The 15,461-nt window shown below is 67.8% G+C and carries 11 protein-coding genes; 7 read left to right on the top strand and 4 right to left on the bottom strand.

Going from position 1 to position 15,461, the window contains the following annotated elements:
* Positions 1 to 92 precede the first annotated feature (92 nt).
* From ACTTAG_RS15695 to ACTTAG_RS15680, 4 genes are all read left to right on the top strand, one after another.
* Positions 93 to 1,094 (top strand): TRAP transporter substrate-binding protein, encoded by a 1,002-nt coding sequence (locus tag ACTTAG_RS15695; RefSeq protein WP_444463148.1) that lies wholly within the window; start codon positions 93 to 95, stop codon positions 1,092 to 1,094.
* A 61-nt stretch (positions 1,095 to 1,155) separates the two neighbouring features.
* A complete protein-coding gene (locus tag ACTTAG_RS15690) occupies positions 1,156 to 1,839 on the top strand; it encodes a TRAP transporter small permease (RefSeq protein WP_444463147.1) in 684 nt (227 codons plus the stop codon).
* 1 nt (position 1,840) lies between these two features.
* Complete coding sequence (locus tag ACTTAG_RS15685) at positions 1,841 to 3,163, top strand: TRAP transporter large permease (RefSeq protein ID WP_444463146.1); 1,323 nt, start codon at positions 1,841 to 1,843, stop codon at positions 3,161 to 3,163.
* Positions 3,164 to 3,261: 98 nt separating this feature from the next.
* The gene (locus ACTTAG_RS15680; protein ID WP_444463145.1) at positions 3,262 to 4,518 is read left to right on the top strand and encodes a cyclin-dependent kinase inhibitor 3 family protein; all 1,257 of its coding nucleotides are present in this window, start codon (positions 3,262 to 3,264) and stop codon (positions 4,516 to 4,518) included.
* On the opposite strand, the gene draG is transcribed toward ACTTAG_RS15680, so the two are convergent.
* From draG to ACTTAG_RS15660, 4 genes are all read right to left on the bottom strand, one after another.
* Positions 4,473 to 5,357: an ADP-ribosyl-[dinitrogen reductase] hydrolase gene (draG, locus tag ACTTAG_RS15675; protein ID WP_444463144.1), complete on the bottom strand. Its 885-nt coding sequence runs from the start codon at positions 5,355 to 5,357 to the stop codon at positions 4,473 to 4,475. The genes ACTTAG_RS15680 and draG overlap by 46 nt on opposite strands.
* A gap of 9 nt (positions 5,358 to 5,366) precedes the next feature.
* Positions 5,367 to 6,191, bottom strand: coding sequence for an NAD(+)--dinitrogen-reductase ADP-D-ribosyltransferase (locus ACTTAG_RS15670; protein ID WP_444463143.1), 825 nt, complete (start codon positions 6,189 to 6,191; stop codon positions 5,367 to 5,369).
* A gap of 80 nt (positions 6,192 to 6,271) precedes the next feature.
* Positions 6,272 to 8,044 carry a cation:proton antiporter domain-containing protein gene (locus tag ACTTAG_RS15665; RefSeq protein ID WP_444463142.1) on the bottom strand — a complete coding sequence of 591 codons (1,773 nt, stop codon included), beginning with the start codon at positions 8,042 to 8,044 and terminating at the stop codon, positions 6,272 to 6,274.
* A 185-nt stretch (positions 8,045 to 8,229) separates the two neighbouring features.
* Positions 8,230 to 10,521 carry a methyl-accepting chemotaxis protein gene (locus tag ACTTAG_RS15660; protein WP_444463141.1) on the bottom strand — a complete coding sequence of 764 codons (2,292 nt, stop codon included), beginning with the start codon at positions 10,519 to 10,521 and terminating at the stop codon, positions 8,230 to 8,232.
* A 235-nt stretch (positions 10,522 to 10,756) separates the two neighbouring features.
* On the opposite strand from ACTTAG_RS15660, the gene lsrF reads away from it, so the two are divergent.
* The 3 genes from lsrF (at position 10,757) to ACTTAG_RS15645 (ending at position 15,381) form a co-directional block, all read left to right on the top strand.
* A complete protein-coding gene (lsrF, locus tag ACTTAG_RS15655; protein ID WP_444463140.1) occupies positions 10,757 to 11,632 on the top strand; it encodes a 3-hydroxy-5-phosphonooxypentane-2,4-dione thiolase in 876 nt (291 codons plus the stop codon).
* Between the two features lie 303 nt (positions 11,633 to 11,935).
* Entirely contained in the window at positions 11,936 to 14,392 is a 2,457-nt protein-coding gene (locus ACTTAG_RS15650) for a putative bifunctional diguanylate cyclase/phosphodiesterase (protein WP_444463139.1), read from the top strand.
* Positions 14,389 to 15,381, top strand: coding sequence for a sugar-binding transcriptional regulator (locus ACTTAG_RS15645; RefSeq protein ID WP_444463138.1), 993 nt, complete (start codon positions 14,389 to 14,391; stop codon positions 15,379 to 15,381). The genes ACTTAG_RS15650 and ACTTAG_RS15645 overlap by 4 nt, the downstream gene beginning before the upstream one ends.
* The last annotated feature ends 80 nt before the right edge of the window (positions 15,382 to 15,461 follow it).

The following is a 15,461-nucleotide window of genomic DNA, read 5'->3' as shown; positions in this document are numbered from 1 at the left end:
CCGATTGCGGAAAGCCGCAATAGCGTTGCGCAAGATTCTTGCGCATCAAAGGCGCGGCCCGCCGTGGAGAGCGGGAACCGGAGGAGAATCACATGTTGACCCGTCGCATTCTGGGCGCCCTTGTCGGCGCCACCGCGCTGAGCCTTGCACTCTCGGTCCCGGCGCTTGCCGAACCGATCGTGATCAAGTTCAGCCATGTCGTCGCCCCCGACACGCCCAAGGGCAAGGGCGCCGCGAAATTCGAGGAACTGGCCGAAGCCTATACCAACGGCGCGGTGGACGTGGAAGTCTACCCCAACAGCCAGCTTTACAAGGACAAGGAAGAGCTCGAGGCCCTGCAGCTGGGCGCCGTGCAGATGCTGGCGCCGTCGCTGGCGAAATTCGGGCCCCTTGGCGTGCAGGATTTCGAGGTCTTCGATCTGCCCTACATCTTTGCGGATTATGACGCGCTGCACAAGGTGACCCAGGGCGAGGCGGGCAAGATGCTGCTGGCGAAGCTGGAAGCCAAGGGCATCACGGGCCTCGCCTTCTGGGACAACGGCTTCAAGATCATGTCGGCGAACAGCCCGCTGAAGACGCCCGATGATTTTCTGGGCCTGAAGATGCGCATCCAGTCCTCGAAGGTGCTGGAAGCCGAGATGAACGCGCTGGGCGCGGTGCCGCAGGTCATGGCCTTCAGCGAAGTCTATCAGGCGCTGCAGACGGGCGTTGTCGATGGCACCGAAAACCCGCCCTCGAACATGTTCACGCAAAAGATGAACGAGGTGCAGAAACACGCCACGATCTCGAACCATGGCTATCTGGGCTATGCGGTGATCGTGAACAAGACCTTCTGGGACGGGCTGCCCGCCGATGTCCGCACGGGGCTTGAAAAGGCGATGGCGGAAGCGACCGAATACGCGAACGGCATCGCCAAGGCGGAAAACGAAGCGGCGCTGCAGGCGATGAAAGACGCCGGCACGACCGAATTCCACGAGATGACCGAGGAAGAACGCGCCGCCTGGGTCGACGCGCTGACCCCGGTGCATGACGAGATGGCCGACCGGATTGGCGCCGAGACCATCGCCGCGGTGAAAGCCGCCACCGCCGAGTAAGACCCTCGGGCGGCCCTGACCGGGCCGCCCTTTCTCCTTTTCCTGCCAGACGGGGGCCGCCATGCTGCGCATCCTCGACCGGGCCGAAGAGGTGCTGATCGCCGCGCTCATCGCGACGGCGACGGTGCTGATCTTCGTCTCGGTCACCCATCGTTTCACCCTTGGCTTCGTGGCCGATTTCGTCGGCTTCTTCCGCGGCCACGGCATGACCGGTGCCGCCGCCGCCGCGAAAAGCCTTTACACGACGCTGCGCGGCATCAACCTCGTCTGGGCGCAGGAGCTGTGCATCATCCTGTTCGTCTGGATGGCAAAATTCGGCGCGGCTTACGGCGTGCGCACCGGGATTCACGTTGGCATCGACGTGCTGATCAACCGGCTTGACGCCCCGAAACGGCGCTTCTTCATCCTTCTGGGGCTGGGCGCCGGGGCGCTGTTCACCGGCATCATCGCGGTGCTGGGCGGCAATTTCGTGCATCACATGTACAACGCCTCCTCGACCTCGCCCGATCTCGAATTGCCGATGTGGCTCGTCTATCTGGCGATCCCGATGGGCTCTTCGCTGATGTGCTTCCGCTTCCTGCAGGTGGCGTTTTCCTTTGCCCGCACCGGCGAGTTGCCGCATCACGATCACGGCCATGTCGATGGTGTCGATGCCGAGGACGAAGGCATCGACACCTTGGGAGATGTCTTCCTGCATTCGCCGCTGACGCCGCGCGACCTTGTCGAAAAACCGAAGGACAACTGACATGAGCGCCCTTATCATCTTCGGGCTGCTCATTGCCCTGATGCTGACCGGCATGCCGATTTCGATCTCGCTCGGCCTGACGGTGCTGACCTTCCTCTTCACCATGACCGAGGTGCCGATCGACACGGTGGCGCTGAAGCTCTTCACCGGCATCGAGAAATTCGAGATCATGGCGATCCCGTTCTTCATCCTGGCGGGCAACTTCCTGACCCATGGCGGCGTGGCGAAGCGGATGATCAACTTCGCCACCGCGATGGTCGGCCATTGGCACGGCGGGCTTGGCCTTGCGGGCGTGATCGCCTGCGCGCTCTTCGCTGCCGTCTCGGGCTCCTCGCCCGCCACCGTCGTTGCCATCGGTTCGGTCATCCTGCCCGCGATGGTGAGCCAGGGCTTCCCGAAACAGTTCGGCGCAGGCGTCATCACCACCTCGGGCGCGCTGGGCATCCTCATTCCGCCCTCGATCGTGATGGTCATGTATGCTGTCGCCACCTCGGGGATGATCGTCGAGGGGCCGAACGGCGAGCGCGTCGATGCCGCCTCGGTGGGCGAGCTTTTCATGGCGGGGGTCGTTCCCGGTCTGATGCTGGCGGGGTTCCTCGCCTTCACCACCTGGAACCGGGCGCGCAAGTTCAACTATCCGCGGCTGGCCAAGGCCAGCTTGCGCGAACGCTGGACCGCCTTCCGCGAGGCCGCCTGGGGGCTGATGCTGATCATCGTCGTCATCGGCGGGATCTATGCGGGCATCTTCACCCCCACCGAAGCCGCCGCGATGAGCGCCGTCTATGCCTTTGTCATCTCGGTCTTCGTCTACAAGGATCTGACGCTCCGCGACGTGCCCCGGGTGCTTTTGTCCTCGGCCAACATGTCGGCGATGCTGCTTTACATCATCACCAATGCGGTGCTGTTCAGCTTCCTGATGGCGCATGAGGGCATCCCGCAGGCGCTGGGCGAATGGATGGTGAACGCGGGCCTCTCGTGGTGGATGTTCCTGATCATCGTCAACGTGCTGCTGCTCGCCGCGGGCAACTTCATGGAGCCCTCGTCCATCGTGCTGATCATGGCGCCGATCCTGTTTCCGGTCGCGGTGCGGCTGGGCATCGACCCGGTGCATTTCGGGATCATGATCGTGGTGAACATGGAAGTCGGCATGTGTCACCCGCCGGTCGGTCTGAACCTTTACGTCGCCTCGGGGATCACCAAGATGGGGATCACCGAACTGACCGTGGCGGTCTGGCCCTGGCTGCTGACCATGCTCGTTTTCCTCGTGCTCGTGACCTATGTCCCGGCGATCAGCCTTGCCTTGCCACAGATGCTTGGCATGTAAGTTTCGCGCAGGGCCGGGGTTTCCCGGCCCTGCGACTTTGCGGGCCTTGGGCGCCCCGTGTCGCCCGCCTATCCTGCCCCCCGGACCGAGAGGGGATCATGGCCACCGCCCGCACCAGCCTTACCCATCCGCTGCAGATCGCCGAAGTTCCGGCCGGGCCCGGCATGGGCCGCATCGGCATCACCTTTTGCCCCGGCAAGCACGACCGCGCCGCGATGTCGGGCGCCTGGGCGCGCGATCTGGGCCTTGATCTCGATGCGATTGCCGACTGGGGCGCCACCCATGTCGTGACGCTGGTCGAGCCGCAGGAACTGGGCATGCTCAAGGTCCCCGATCTGGGCACGCAGGTCCGCGCGCGCGGGATCGACTGGCATCACCTGCCGATTGCCGATTATTCCGTGCCGACCCCGGCCTTTGAAGCGCGCTGGCAGGCCGAGGGGCGGGTGATCCGCGCAGCCCTGCGCGCGGGCGCCGATATCGTCGTGCATTGCAAGGGGGGTCTTGGCCGGGCGGGGATGATCGCGGCGCGGCTGCTGGTGGAACTGGGCGCCGATCCGAAAGCGGCGGTGAAAGCCGTGCGGACAGCCCGGCCCGGCGCGATCGAGACGCCCGCGCAACTGGCCCTTGTCCGCGCGACGGGGCCGCTGGCCGAACCGCCGCGGGTCGATCCGGCTCAGATGACGCGCGTCGGCGGGCGGCTGGGTTCAAACCCCGGCGGGATCTGGGCCGATGCGGCGGGCGGACGGTGCTACGTCAAGGAGCTGGAAAGCCCCGCCCATGCCCGGAACGAATATCTGGCGGCGGCGCTTTACCGTCTGGCCGGGGCACCGGTGCTCTCCTACCTTCCTTGCGCGGCCCCCGATCAGGTGGCGACGGTCTTCGTCGATCTGGAAAAATCCCGCCTGTCGCAGCTGGACCCGGCCGAGCGCGTGCAGGCCTGGCACTGGTTCGGCGTGCATGCCTGGCTGGCCAATTGGGACGCCGCCGGGTTTCAGGGCGACAATCAGGGCGTGATCGGCGGCGTGGTGACGACGCTTGACGTTGGCGGCGCACTCGACTTTCGCGCGCAGGGCGACCCCAAGGGCCGCGCCTTCGGCCCCTCCGTCCCCGAGGTCACGCGCCTGCGCGACGACCCCGACAACCCCTTTGCCCTGCAGCTGTTCGGCCCGATGCCGCCCGCGGCCCTGCGCGCCGCGCTGACCGTGGTGGTCGGCCTGCCCGAAGCCGCGATCCGCAAGGTCGTCGCCCGCCATCATGGCCGCGAGGCGCTGGCCGAGAAGCTTCTGGCCCGCAAGGCCGATCTGGCGCGTCAGCTCTCGGAGATCCCCGAAAGCGCCAGCAGTTGCGGCACCTGAGCGCGGATCTCGGCCGTCACCGCGAGGTCAAGCGCGTCCAGCCAGCGCGACGGCAGCGCCGCCATCCCGCCGCGCGCCCCGGCCAGCATCCCCGCCAGCGCGCCCGTCGTATCGGCATCGCCGCCCTGATTGACGGTGCCGATCAGCACCTCCTCGAAACTGTCCGACGACAGCGTGTAATGCAGCACCGTCTGCAGCGTCTCGACCACGAAGGCCGAGGACCGGCCGCGATAGGGGGTGAAACGGAAATCGCGATGTTGCGCGATCAGCGCCGCGGCCTCCTGCGCGATGACCGCGCCGCCTTCGCCCCGCACCAGCCCCTGCACCATCCGCACCAGCGCGACACAGGCGGCATCCGACAGCGGGTGGTTATGCGTCGCATGCGCCTGTGCCACGGTCCAGGCGGCGGCGCGTTCGGGGTGGCCCAGCGTCGCCAGCGCCACCGGCAGCACCCGCATCGCCGCGCCATTGCCCGCGTCATCCTCGGCATAGGGGCCCTCGACCGTGCCCTGCTCCAGAAACCGCCGGATGCCGCGCCGACAGGTGTTGCCGACATCGGCCGGACCCGATTTCAGCCAGGTCGCAAAACCGGCGCAGACATCCCTTGCGTCAAAGCCCCGCCGCGCGATCAGCGAGCGCCCCAGAACCAGCGCCATCTGCGTGTCGTCGGTCACCGCGCCGGGCTTCAGCTTCAGCCAGCCGCCGCCGATGATCTCGCGGTGCTGGCCGTGCCGCGCGGCGATCTCGCGCGGCGTCAGGAATTCGACCGTCGCCCCCAGCGCATCGCCCAGCGCAAAGCCGAGAAAGGCCGCCAGCGCCCGATCCTGCATATCGCTCATCGCATCCCCCTAGATATCCTCGATACTGACCCGGAACGCGCCGCCCAGCACCAGAAATTCGCGCTCGCCCCGCAACAGATGCGAGGGCAGCAGGCCCGGAAAGAACAGCACCTTGGCCAGCGGCACCCGCGTCGTGAGGATGCGGTCGCCAAAACAGTCGGCCACCTCGCGATCCGAGGAAAACGAGACCAGATTGTTGAGCCGGATCACCGCTTCGCGTCGGCTGGGTTGCTCCAGAATGCCATGCCGGTCCACCGCATTGATGCCGCGATAGAGCGTGATGTGGCTTTGCCCCGGATAGGCGAAGCGCGCAATCGCCCATTGGCAGAATTCGAACAGAAGATCGAGCTGCACAAGAATGGCATTGTCGTGAAAGCGGCTCTGCATCCGTTCGGCCACATAGGCCTGCCAGACCGGGCCCTGCAGATCGGCGATGATCTCCTTGTGAAAGCTGGGCAGGATGCCGAACCGGCTTTCGACCCAGCCTTTCAGCACCGCGCCCTCGGGGCCGTTGCTGTCGAAGCCCCAGCCCTGAATGAGCCGCAGGAAGGAAGACCGGAACCGCTTGCGGCTGCCCGGCGCCGCCTCGCGCTGCTCGGGGTCGATGCCGAACATCGCGACCATATAGGAAAGAAAGGCCTCGCCCGCCTCGGGCAGGGTCTCGGCCTGATCCAGCATGGTGAACAGGGCCGGGTTCATTTCCCGCACGCCCCAGATATGCAGCGCAACGGGCGCATCGTTGAAGCCGGGGCTCGCCATGAAGGCCGAGGGCCGTCCGACCAGATTGGTCGAATGGCCCGGGCCGCGCCGAGGGGGGGAAGAGCTGTCATCCATGCCCGGATGATGCGGCCTTGCCCCCGCCCTGCAAAGGGCGCGTTTGCGCGCAGGCCCGGGCTGGCCCGTTTCCTGCCCGCTCAGCGCGTGCCGGGTTCGCTGCGCAAAAGCCGCATCATCGCCTCGCGCCGCGATTCGAGCAGCGCCGCGGCGCGCTCGGGCGTCGTGCCCAGACGGCGCAGGGTGTCGCCCGCCAGATCCAGCCCGGTCTCGAAGGCCTCGGGAATGACCTGCGCCGCCCCCATCGAAAAGAGCCGCACCGCATGTTCGGCATCGCGGGCCCGCGCGATCACCGGCAGGTCGGGGCGCAGCCGGTGCAGCATCGTCACCACCTGTTCGGTCGCCGTCGCATCATGCAGCGTGACCACCGCCACCGGCGCGGTCTCGATGCCGCATTTGCGCAAGATGCCCGGGCGCTGGGCATCGCCAAAGATCACGTCGCGGCCCTCGTTGCGGCCCCGCGCCACCAGCTCGGCATCGCGGTCGATGACCAGCGGCACATGTCCCTCGCCCGCAATCACGTCGCAGACCAGCCGACCGACCCGGCCCGCGCCGATCACCAGCGGCCGCCCGGCCAAGGTTTCGCCGCTGTCCGGCGGCAGGTCGGTCAGCGCGGTGGCCCGGGTGCTGCGCTGGCCCAGGCTGCGCCCCATCCGCGCCAGAACCGGCGTCGCCAGCATCGTGCCGGAGGCGACAAGCAGCATGAATTGTTCCACCTCGGGCGTCGTCAGGCCGCTGGACCCGGCCAGGCTGAGCACCAGAAAGGCGAATTCGCCCCCGCCCGCCAAGAGCAGGCTGGCTTCAAGCGCGACCGGCCAGCTCAGCCCGAAGAGCCGCGCCAGAACCGCGATCACCGCCGCCTTGAGCCCGGTCATGCCGATCACCGATATCGCCAGCATGAACGGGTGTTGCGCCACCGCCGCAGGGTCGATGCGCATCCCCACCGAGATGAAGAAAAGCCCCAGAAGCAGGCCCTTGAAGGGCTCGATGTCGACCTCGACCTGACGGCGGAACTCGGTCTCGGCCAGAAGCAGCCCGGCCAGGAAAGCGCCCAGCGCCATCGAGAGGCCCGCGAATTGCGTGATCAGCGAGGTGCCGACGACGACGAAGAGGATCGCCGCCATGAACAGCTCGCGGTTGTGGGTGCGCGCGACCGAGCGGAACAGGCGCCGCAAGATCACCCGTCCGACGCCGACGATCAGGCTGATCGCGGCGACCGCCTGCAGGACCGCGATGCCAAGGCCCGAGAGCACGGTCTGCAGGGTCAGCGTTTCGGCACCGCCCTTGCCCGCCTCGCCGAAGACGACGATCAGGAACAGGATCGGCACCACCGCCAGGTCCTGCGCCAGAAGAACACCGAAGATGTTGCGGCCCGCGACCGAGGTCAGCCGGTGCTGTTCGGCCAGAAGCTGCACCACGATCGCGGTCGAGGAGAGCGCCAGACAGGCGCCGATCACCAGGCTGGCGTCGATCGGGTTGCCGAAGGCAAAGGCGGTGATGGCGATGGCCGCCGTGGTCAGGGCGACCTGCGCCATGCCCAGCCCGAAGACCGTGCGGCGCATCGTCCAGAGCCGGTCCAGCGAGAGTTCCAGCCCGATGGTGAACAGAAGGAAGGCCACGCCCAGTTCCGCCAGCTGATCGACGGCTTCCTGCGAGCGGATGGTGATCCAGCCCAGCGGCGGAAAGGCTTCGGCAAAGCGGCCGATCGCATTCGGCCCCAGCAGCAGGCCGGCGACAAGAAAGCCGACGACCGGGCTGACGCGGAAGCGCGTCATCAACGGGATGATCACCCCGGCGGTGCCGAGGAAAACCAGGGCCTCGCGGTAGAGGCCGATTTCTGATGCAATGGACATGATCCGTTGAAACACGCTGCGCGGTCATGTGCCAGTGGTCAGATGGCGCCTGCGGCAGTCGGTCCGAAAAATGCAGAGACGTTCCGCCGGCTTCGGCGGAGGCGGTCAGAGGCGGGGTCGCCGGACCCCGCCCCTGCGTCCGATGCCCGGCCGAAACCGGGCCCCGGGCGGGGCTCAGGCAGGGCTCAGGCGGCGTCGGCCCGGGGCGCGCCGCCCTGCGCCGCGGCGGCGATGCGGAACTGGCTGACAAGCTCTCGCAGGCCGCGGGTCTGTCCGCTCAGCGTCATGCAGGCGGCGGCGGTTTCCTCGTAGGCGGCGGCATTGTGTTGCTGCGTCCGGTCGAGCTGGTTCATCGCCGAGCTGATCTCGCCGATCCCGGCCGCCTGTTCATTGGCCGAGGAGGCGATTTCCCCGACATGGGTCGCGATCGTCTCGACCGATTCGACGATGGCGCTGAGTGCCTCGCCCGCCCGGCCGACCAGGGTGACGCCATTGGTCACCTGTTCGCCCGAACTCGAGATCAGCGCGCCGATCTCCCGCGCGGCCTCCGAGGCGCGCTGCGCCAGCGCCCGCACCTCCGAGGCGACGACGGCAAAGCCGCGCCCGGCTTCGCCCGCCCGTGCGGCCTCCACCCCGGCGTTCAGCGCCAGCAGGTTGGTCTGGAAGGCGATATCGTCGATCACGGTGATGATCTTCGAGATCTGTTCGGACGAGGTCTGGATCGCTCCCATCGCGGTTACGGTATCCTCGACCACCTGGGTCGTGGTCCGGGCCTTTTCCGTCGCGCCGCGCACCAGGCTGTCGACCCGACGCGCGCTTTGCGCCGCCGACTGCACCGAGGCGGTCAATTCGTTCAGCGCCGCCGCCGTCTCCTCAAGCGTCGCCGCAGAGGTTTCGGCCTGCCGCGACAGATCGGTGGTCGCGCCGGTGATTTCCTCGACCCCGCCGGTGATCGAACGCGTCGCGGCGTCGATCGACCCCATCACCTCGGCAAGCCGGCTGGCGGTCTCGTTGAAATCGGTGCGCAGCTGTTCGTAAGCCTCCGGGAAGCGGGTTGCGATCTCGACGTCGAGATGGCCGCGGGCCAGGTCGCGCAGACCCGAGGCGAGGCTGTCCACCACCGTCGATTGCTCCACCGCCCGGGCCTGGCGTTGCGCCTCTTCCGACCGGCGCAGCTCTTCCGCGGCCGCCGCCTCGCGCCGTTCGCGGTCCATTTCGGCCAGCCGGGCGGCCTCGCGTTCCTCGGCCATGCGGGCCGCCTCGGCCTCGCGCTGACGCCGTTCGGTCTCGGCCTCGGCGCGCAGGCGATCCTGTTCGGCTTCCAGACGGCTCTTGTCGGCCAGAACATGCCGCAGCGTTTCGACCGAAGCGGCCATGGTGCCGATTTCGTCGCGCCGCTCCACCCCCGGCACGGCCTTGTCATAGATCCCCGCGGCCAGCCCGTTCACCGCCGTCAGCATCCGGCCCAGCGGCCGTTGCACCAGCGCCGAGGCGGCAAGATAGATTGCCCCCAGCGTCATCACCAGCATCGCGATCCCGCCCAGCGTGGTCGAAAGCACCTCATGACGGACCGGCGCCGAGAAGACCGCGCCCGGAACGTCGAGCACGGTGGCCCAGGTCGCATTCATGCCCTTGGCCGAGAACGGATAGATCAGCCGGCGGCGGCCATCCTCGAAGCCCTCGATCACCCGCGGCTGGCCATCGGCCAGCGCCGCCGTCAGCAGATCCGCGCCGACCCCTTCATAGGGTTTGGTGAACAGCGCCGGATCGGGGGTGGCGATCCACTTGCCCGCCGCGTCGACCAGCATCATCTGCCCGCCCTCGAAGGTTTCCATCGCCGCCATCATCTTGGTCATCTCGGCCAGCGTGATGTCGACGCCGATCAGGCCGACGGTCTTGCCCTCGATCTGCATCGGCACCGAGATCGAGGTGACAATATAGCCTTGCTGGGTCAGATAAGGCTCTGTTGTCAGGCTCTTGCCGGTTTTCGTGGGGATATCGAACCACATTTCCTTCGGGTCGATCGGGAAGGTCTGGAAGGTCAGCCCGCCCTGACCGTCCTTGGTCCAATAGGGCGAAAACTCGCCCGCGGCATTGCGCCCCTCAGCGCCGGTCAGGTAGCTGTCGGTGACCCCGCCGGGGATCGCCGACATCCAGGAGGAAAACAGGTTGTCGTAGCGCATCGGCACGTTTTGCAGCATCGCGATGATCTGGGACGTGTCGGCCTTGCCGGTCTGCATCAGGCCGGTGACCATGCCATTGAGCGCCTCTGCCGCGGCCACCGCCTCGGTCATCTGCCGCGCCACCTCGCCCGAGGCGAATTGCGCCTTGCCGGTGGCCTCTGCCATCACCTGCGCCTCGACCCGGACCGAGGTCTTCCAGCCGCTGTAGGCGGTATATCCCAGCACGATCAGCGAAATGGCGAGGCCTGCCACGAGGCCCAGCTTGCCCGAGACAGATTTCAACGGGTTTTTCATCGGTATTTTCCCCTTCGGAGTCGCGCCGATCCTAGGCCCGAAGCGGAAACATTGCGTAAACGGCGCCCCGGTGCCGGGGCGGGCGCCCGCCATGCGGCAATATGTCGGCGCTGCGACTGCGGCTGCGCTAGGAACTCCGCCCCGGCGGCGATATCTTGCCGCCGATCGCAGGCGGGCTGCCCGCCTGACCCCGGGGACCGGTTTCGGCCCCGGCCTGACTGTGAAAGGAACGACCATGGCCGATCTCGACGACATCAAGGAAGGCAAGGATTTCGGGCTCGACCGACCGGCCGATCTGCAGGGCTTCTTCCTCAAGGGCGCGGCCCATTACGACTGGGGGATGAAGAATCGGCTGAGCCGCATCTTCAACCCGAAGACCGGCCGCACGGTGATGCTGGCCTTTGATCACGGCTATTTCCAGGGCCCCGCCACCGGGCTCGAACGGATGGATCTGAACATCCTGCCTCTGTGCGATCATGCCGATGTGCTGATGTGCACGCGGGGCGCGCTGCGCTCGACCGTGCCGCCGACGAATACGAAGCCCGTCGCGCTGCGCTGCTCGGGGGGCAATTCGATCCTGACGGAACTCTCGAATGAAACCGTCGCGGTGGAGATCGAGGATGCGATCCGGCTGGGTGTCTGCGCGATGGCGGCGCAGGTCTATATCGGCTCGGAATATGAACACAAGTCGATCACCAACGTGCTGAAGCTGATCGACACCGGGACGCGCTACGGCATTCCGACGCTCGCCGTGACCGGGGTCGGCAAGGACATGGCGCGGGACGCCCGCTACTTCGGTCTGGCGACGCGGATCGCCGCCGAGCTGGGGGCGCATTACGTCAAGACCTATTTCGTCGAAGAGGGCTTCGAAAAGGTCGCGGCGGGCTGCCCGGTGCCGCTCGTCATCGCGGGCGGCAAGAAGCTGCCGGAACTCGAGGCGCTGGACATGGCGTATAAAGCCATCGACCAGGGCGCGGCGGGGGTCGACATGGGCCGCAACATCTTCCAGTCGGAAGCCCCGGTGGCGATGATCCAGGCGGTCTCGAAGGTGGTGCACGAGAATTACACCGCCAAGGAAGCCTATCAGTTCTTCCTGGATCTCAAGGGCTGAGAGCCAGGCCAAGCCCCGGAAGGGGCCCGGATATCCGCGAAAGCCCCGGTCGCAGGACCGGGGCTTTCCCGTTTTCCGATGCGGCGCCCAACCCCCCGGGGCATCGTGACGCAGCGTCATGGCGCAAAACCCCCGCCATCCGGTCCTTTGGTCCAGGGGTCCGGGGCGCCTTTGCACTCGCCCCATGCGTGAAGTCATGTTAGCATTCCAGCCAATAGGGAGAACCCGGAGACAGGATTGGCCGTGCGCAAGCCTCGTTTCGAGCCGGCATCGGGCGTTTGGGCGTCAGCTTGCGCCGCAGAGATGCCATGGCACGTCCAGACCGGTCCGCTGGGGCCGGAGGTGGTGCTTGGCCGCGGCTCCGGGGCGGTCACGCTGGCGCTGGAGGCTTTTGCCGCGCGGTTCCACCCCGAGGATCGCGCGGATCTGTGCCGGTTCCTGACCGCCGCTCCGCGGCCCGGGCGGCTTGGTCTCGATCTGGCCGATGCCCCCGGGGGGGCGGTGCTTTTGCGCATGCGCTGGGGCGCCGAGGACGAGGCCTTCGTGCTGACCAATCTGGAACCGGCCGCCAGCGCGGCCAGTGCAGCCGGGCCGCCGCAGGGCGCAGTGGCGGGGCGGCTGTTCCGGCTTGATGCGGCGCTGCATGTGGCCCGGCACACCCTGGAATGCGCCGGCATCACCCCCACCTCCTGCTGGTCTGTCGATCTGCGCAGCGGGGCGCTTGACGTGGCCCCCTCGTGGAAGGCGCGGCTTGGCTATGCGCCCGAGGAGCTGGAGCCCTTCAGCCATGACGACTGGGCGCGGATGAGCCACCCCGAGGATGTCGCGGGCTTCGAAGCCCCCGAGATGCGGGCCCGGCTCGATCGTGGCGAGATGGTGCAATATCTGTCACGCTCGCGGCATCGGCTGGGGCATTGGGTCACCTTTCTGTCGTTTTGCCGGGCGGTGCGCTGGGATGCCATGGGCGAGATGAGCTATCTGATCGGCTGCGATCTCGACATGACGGCGGTCTCGACGCTGGAGGGGGAGCTGGCGCGGGAACGCGACCGGCTGACGACGATCCTTGACGCGCTTCCCGGCGGCAAGATCGTGCTGGATGCGCAGGACCGGGTGGTGTTCTGCAATCCCGCGGCCTGTGCGCTGATCGGCGGCGGTCCGGTCGATCTGGGCGGGCGGCTGCTGGCGGAACTGCTGACGATCGAGGACGGGCGGGCAGATCTGTTTGCCGCGATCGAGGACCCCGAGGGCAACGAACCGGTGCGGATCCGGCTGCGGCGCGGCGGGCGGCTGCGGATGCTGCAGGTCGATCTGGTGGTGCTGCCGCCCGATGCCGGGGTGGGGCGGCTGCTGCTGTCGCTGACCGACATCACCACCCTTCACGAGCTGCGCCAGCAGCTGGAACATTCGATCGAAAATGCCCGCTTCATCGCCACCCATGATCTGATGACCGGCCTGCCCGACCGCTATCTGATGATGCGGCTGCTGGGCGAGCGCCTGACGCACCTCGACAGCGAGGCGCGGCCGATGGCGGTGCTGTGCATCGACTTCGACAATTTCCGCCTGATCAACGACACGCTGGGCCACGAGACGGCGGATCAGCTGATCAAGTCGGCGGCGAAGCGGCTGGAGCAGGGCCTGCCCGAAGGGGCGCTTCTGGCGCGCACCGGCGAGGGCGATTTCGTCGTGCTGCTGCCGGGGGCGGATGCGCTGGCCGCCGAATCGCGCAGCTGGGAAATCGTGCGCGCCTTTGCCCGGCCGATGCGGCTGCAGCGGCGCCAGTGCTTCATGACCGTCTCGATCGGCATCGCGTTGCAGGCCGGGCCGGGCGGCTCGGCCGAGGCCTTGCTGCGCAATGCCGACATGGCGATGCATAAGTCGAAAGCGCGCGGCCGCAACACGGTGACGCTGTTCTCGCCCGAGATCGGCGCGCAGTTCGAACGCCGCACCGCGGTGGCGCAGGCGCTGCACCGGGCGCTGGAGGAGGGCAGTTTCGAGCTGCATCTGCAGCCGAAATTCGCGACCTCGGACGGGATCCGGCTGATCGGCGCCGAGGCCCTGTTGCGCCTGACCGATGCCGAGCTGGGCCCGATCTCGCCCGCCGAATTCATCCCGGTGGCCGAGATCGACGGGCTGGTCTCGGCGATCGACCTTGAAGTGATGCGGCTGGCCGGGGCGCTGATGACGGGCTGGGCGGCGCGGGGGATCGCCTTGCCGCTGGCGGTCAACCTCAATGCCACCACGCTCGACGAGCCGGGCCATGCCGATCTGGCCGAGCGGCTGTTGCGGGTCGGTCTCGACCCCGCGCTGGTGACGGTGGAGCTGACCGAAACCGGGTTTTCGGCGCCGGGGATGCGCCAGCAGCGCAATCTCGAACGGCTGCGCGACGCGGGCTACAAGATCGCCATCGACGATTTCGGCACCGGGCAATCGGCGCTGGGGGTGCTGCAAAGCCTGCCGGTGGCGGAAATCAAGATCGACCGCTCTTTCGTGCGTGGCCTTGACGGGCCCGAACCGGGCCGTGCCCGGGCGCTGGTGCGGGCGATCCTGGCGATGGCCGGGGCGCTTGGGCTGCGGGCGATCGCCGAGGGGGTGGAGACCGAGGCGCAGTTTTCCATCCTGCAAGACGAGGGCTGTCCCGCGATGCAGGGCTTTTTGCTGGGCCGGCCGCTGGCGCTGCGCAGCTTCGAGGCGCGCTATCTTGCCGCCATGTCGCGGCCGCAGGTCGCGGTGGCCGCCGGCGTCGGAGGATCAGGCGCATGACCGCACCGCCGCATCGGCTTCCCCATCCCGACACGCCCGAATCGCGGGCGCGCTGGCTGCATGACATCGGCGGCCTTGCGGTCGAGGAGATCGGCTGGCGGCTGGGCCTGCCGCCCGAGCGGGTGCAGGCGCTGCTCGATCAGGGCGCAAGCGAGGCCGTGCCGCCCGCCGATGCCGCCGAGGGGGCGCGGCTGATCCGCCGCCTGAGCCGCCGCCTGCGCGCGCGTTTCGATCTGGGCGCGGTCTGCGTCGCGCCGATGGTGCCGGGGGAGGAGGACCCGATCCCGGTGGTCGCCGCCGCGGCCGCCCGGCATCTGGTGCGGCTTGTGCAGGCGCGCAGCACGCCGGGTATCGTCGGCCTCTCGCATGGGCGCACCATCGCCGCGATGGTGGGGCAACTGCCCGAAATGCGGCTGACCAGCCTGCGCTTCGTGTCGCTCTTGGGCGAGTTGACCTTTTCGCACACCGCCTATCCGCATGTGGTGATGCACCAGATCGCGCAGCGGCTGGGGGCGCAGGCCTTTCCCTATCCGACCGCGCTTTACGCCGCCTCCGCCGAGGAGGCAGAGGATCTGCGGCGCCAGCCGGTGGTGCGCAAGGTGGCCGAGATGGCGCGGCAGGCCGAGGTCTGGGTGGTGGGCATCGGCCGCGGCGCGCCGGAAAACCAGCTGCACCAATCGGGCATGATCGGCGCCGAGGACCTGTCCGAGATCGTCTCTCAGGGTGCCGCCTGCGAGATTCTGGGCCGGTTCTTCGACGATGCGGGCCGGGAACTGCCCAGTGCGCTGGCGGCCCGCACGCTGGCGCCGCTGGCCGGGGATTTCGCCGGGCGGCGGGTGATCGGCCTGGCGGGCGGGGCCGACAAGGTCGCGGCGGTGCATGCGGCGCTCTCGGGCGGGCTGCTGCAGGAGCTGATCACCGACAGCCGCACCGCGGTGGCCTTGCTCGAAGAAGAGGAGCAGGCGGAATTCGCCCTGCTTCTGGGGTGAATTTTTCGCGTTTGACCGCTTGACGGGGGGGGCGGGGATGCGTAGAAGCCTCCCACGCCCGAGGTTACGGCCCGGGAGAA

Source organism: Rhodobacter capsulatus (assembly GCF_052363185.1).
Taxonomy (GTDB): Bacteria; Pseudomonadota; Alphaproteobacteria; order Rhodobacterales; family Rhodobacteraceae; genus Rhodobacter; species Rhodobacter capsulatus_E.
Note: the sequence above shows the minus strand (reverse complement) of the source record. Positions and strands in the feature narration are given on the sequence as shown.

Coding starts and splice junctions, on each gene's coding strand:
- ACTTAG_RS15695 (WP_444463148.1), top strand. CDS start 93: ATGTTGACCCGTCGCATTCTGGGCGCCCTTGTCGGCGCCACCGCGCTG.
- ACTTAG_RS15690 (WP_444463147.1), top strand. CDS start 1,156: ATGCTGCGCATCCTCGACCGGGCCGAAGAGGTGCTGATCGCCGCGCTC.
- ACTTAG_RS15685 (WP_444463146.1), top strand. CDS start 1,841: ATGAGCGCCCTTATCATCTTCGGGCTGCTCATTGCCCTGATGCTGACC.
- ACTTAG_RS15680 (WP_444463145.1), top strand. CDS start 3,262: ATGGCCACCGCCCGCACCAGCCTTACCCATCCGCTGCAGATCGCCGAA.
- draG (WP_444463144.1), bottom strand. CDS start 5,357: ATGAGCGATATGCAGGATCGGGCGCTGGCGGCCTTTCTCGGCTTTGCG.
- ACTTAG_RS15670 (WP_444463143.1), bottom strand. CDS start 6,191: ATGGATGACAGCTCTTCCCCCCCTCGGCGCGGCCCGGGCCATTCGACC.
- ACTTAG_RS15665 (WP_444463142.1), bottom strand. CDS start 8,044: ATGTCCATTGCATCAGAAATCGGCCTCTACCGCGAGGCCCTGGTTTTC.
- ACTTAG_RS15660 (WP_444463141.1), bottom strand. CDS start 10,521: ATGAAAAACCCGTTGAAATCTGTCTCGGGCAAGCTGGGCCTCGTGGCA.
- lsrF (WP_444463140.1), top strand. CDS start 10,757: ATGGCCGATCTCGACGACATCAAGGAAGGCAAGGATTTCGGGCTCGAC.
- ACTTAG_RS15650 (WP_444463139.1), top strand. CDS start 11,936: ATGCCATGGCACGTCCAGACCGGTCCGCTGGGGCCGGAGGTGGTGCTT.
- ACTTAG_RS15645 (WP_444463138.1), top strand. CDS start 14,389: ATGACCGCACCGCCGCATCGGCTTCCCCATCCCGACACGCCCGAATCG.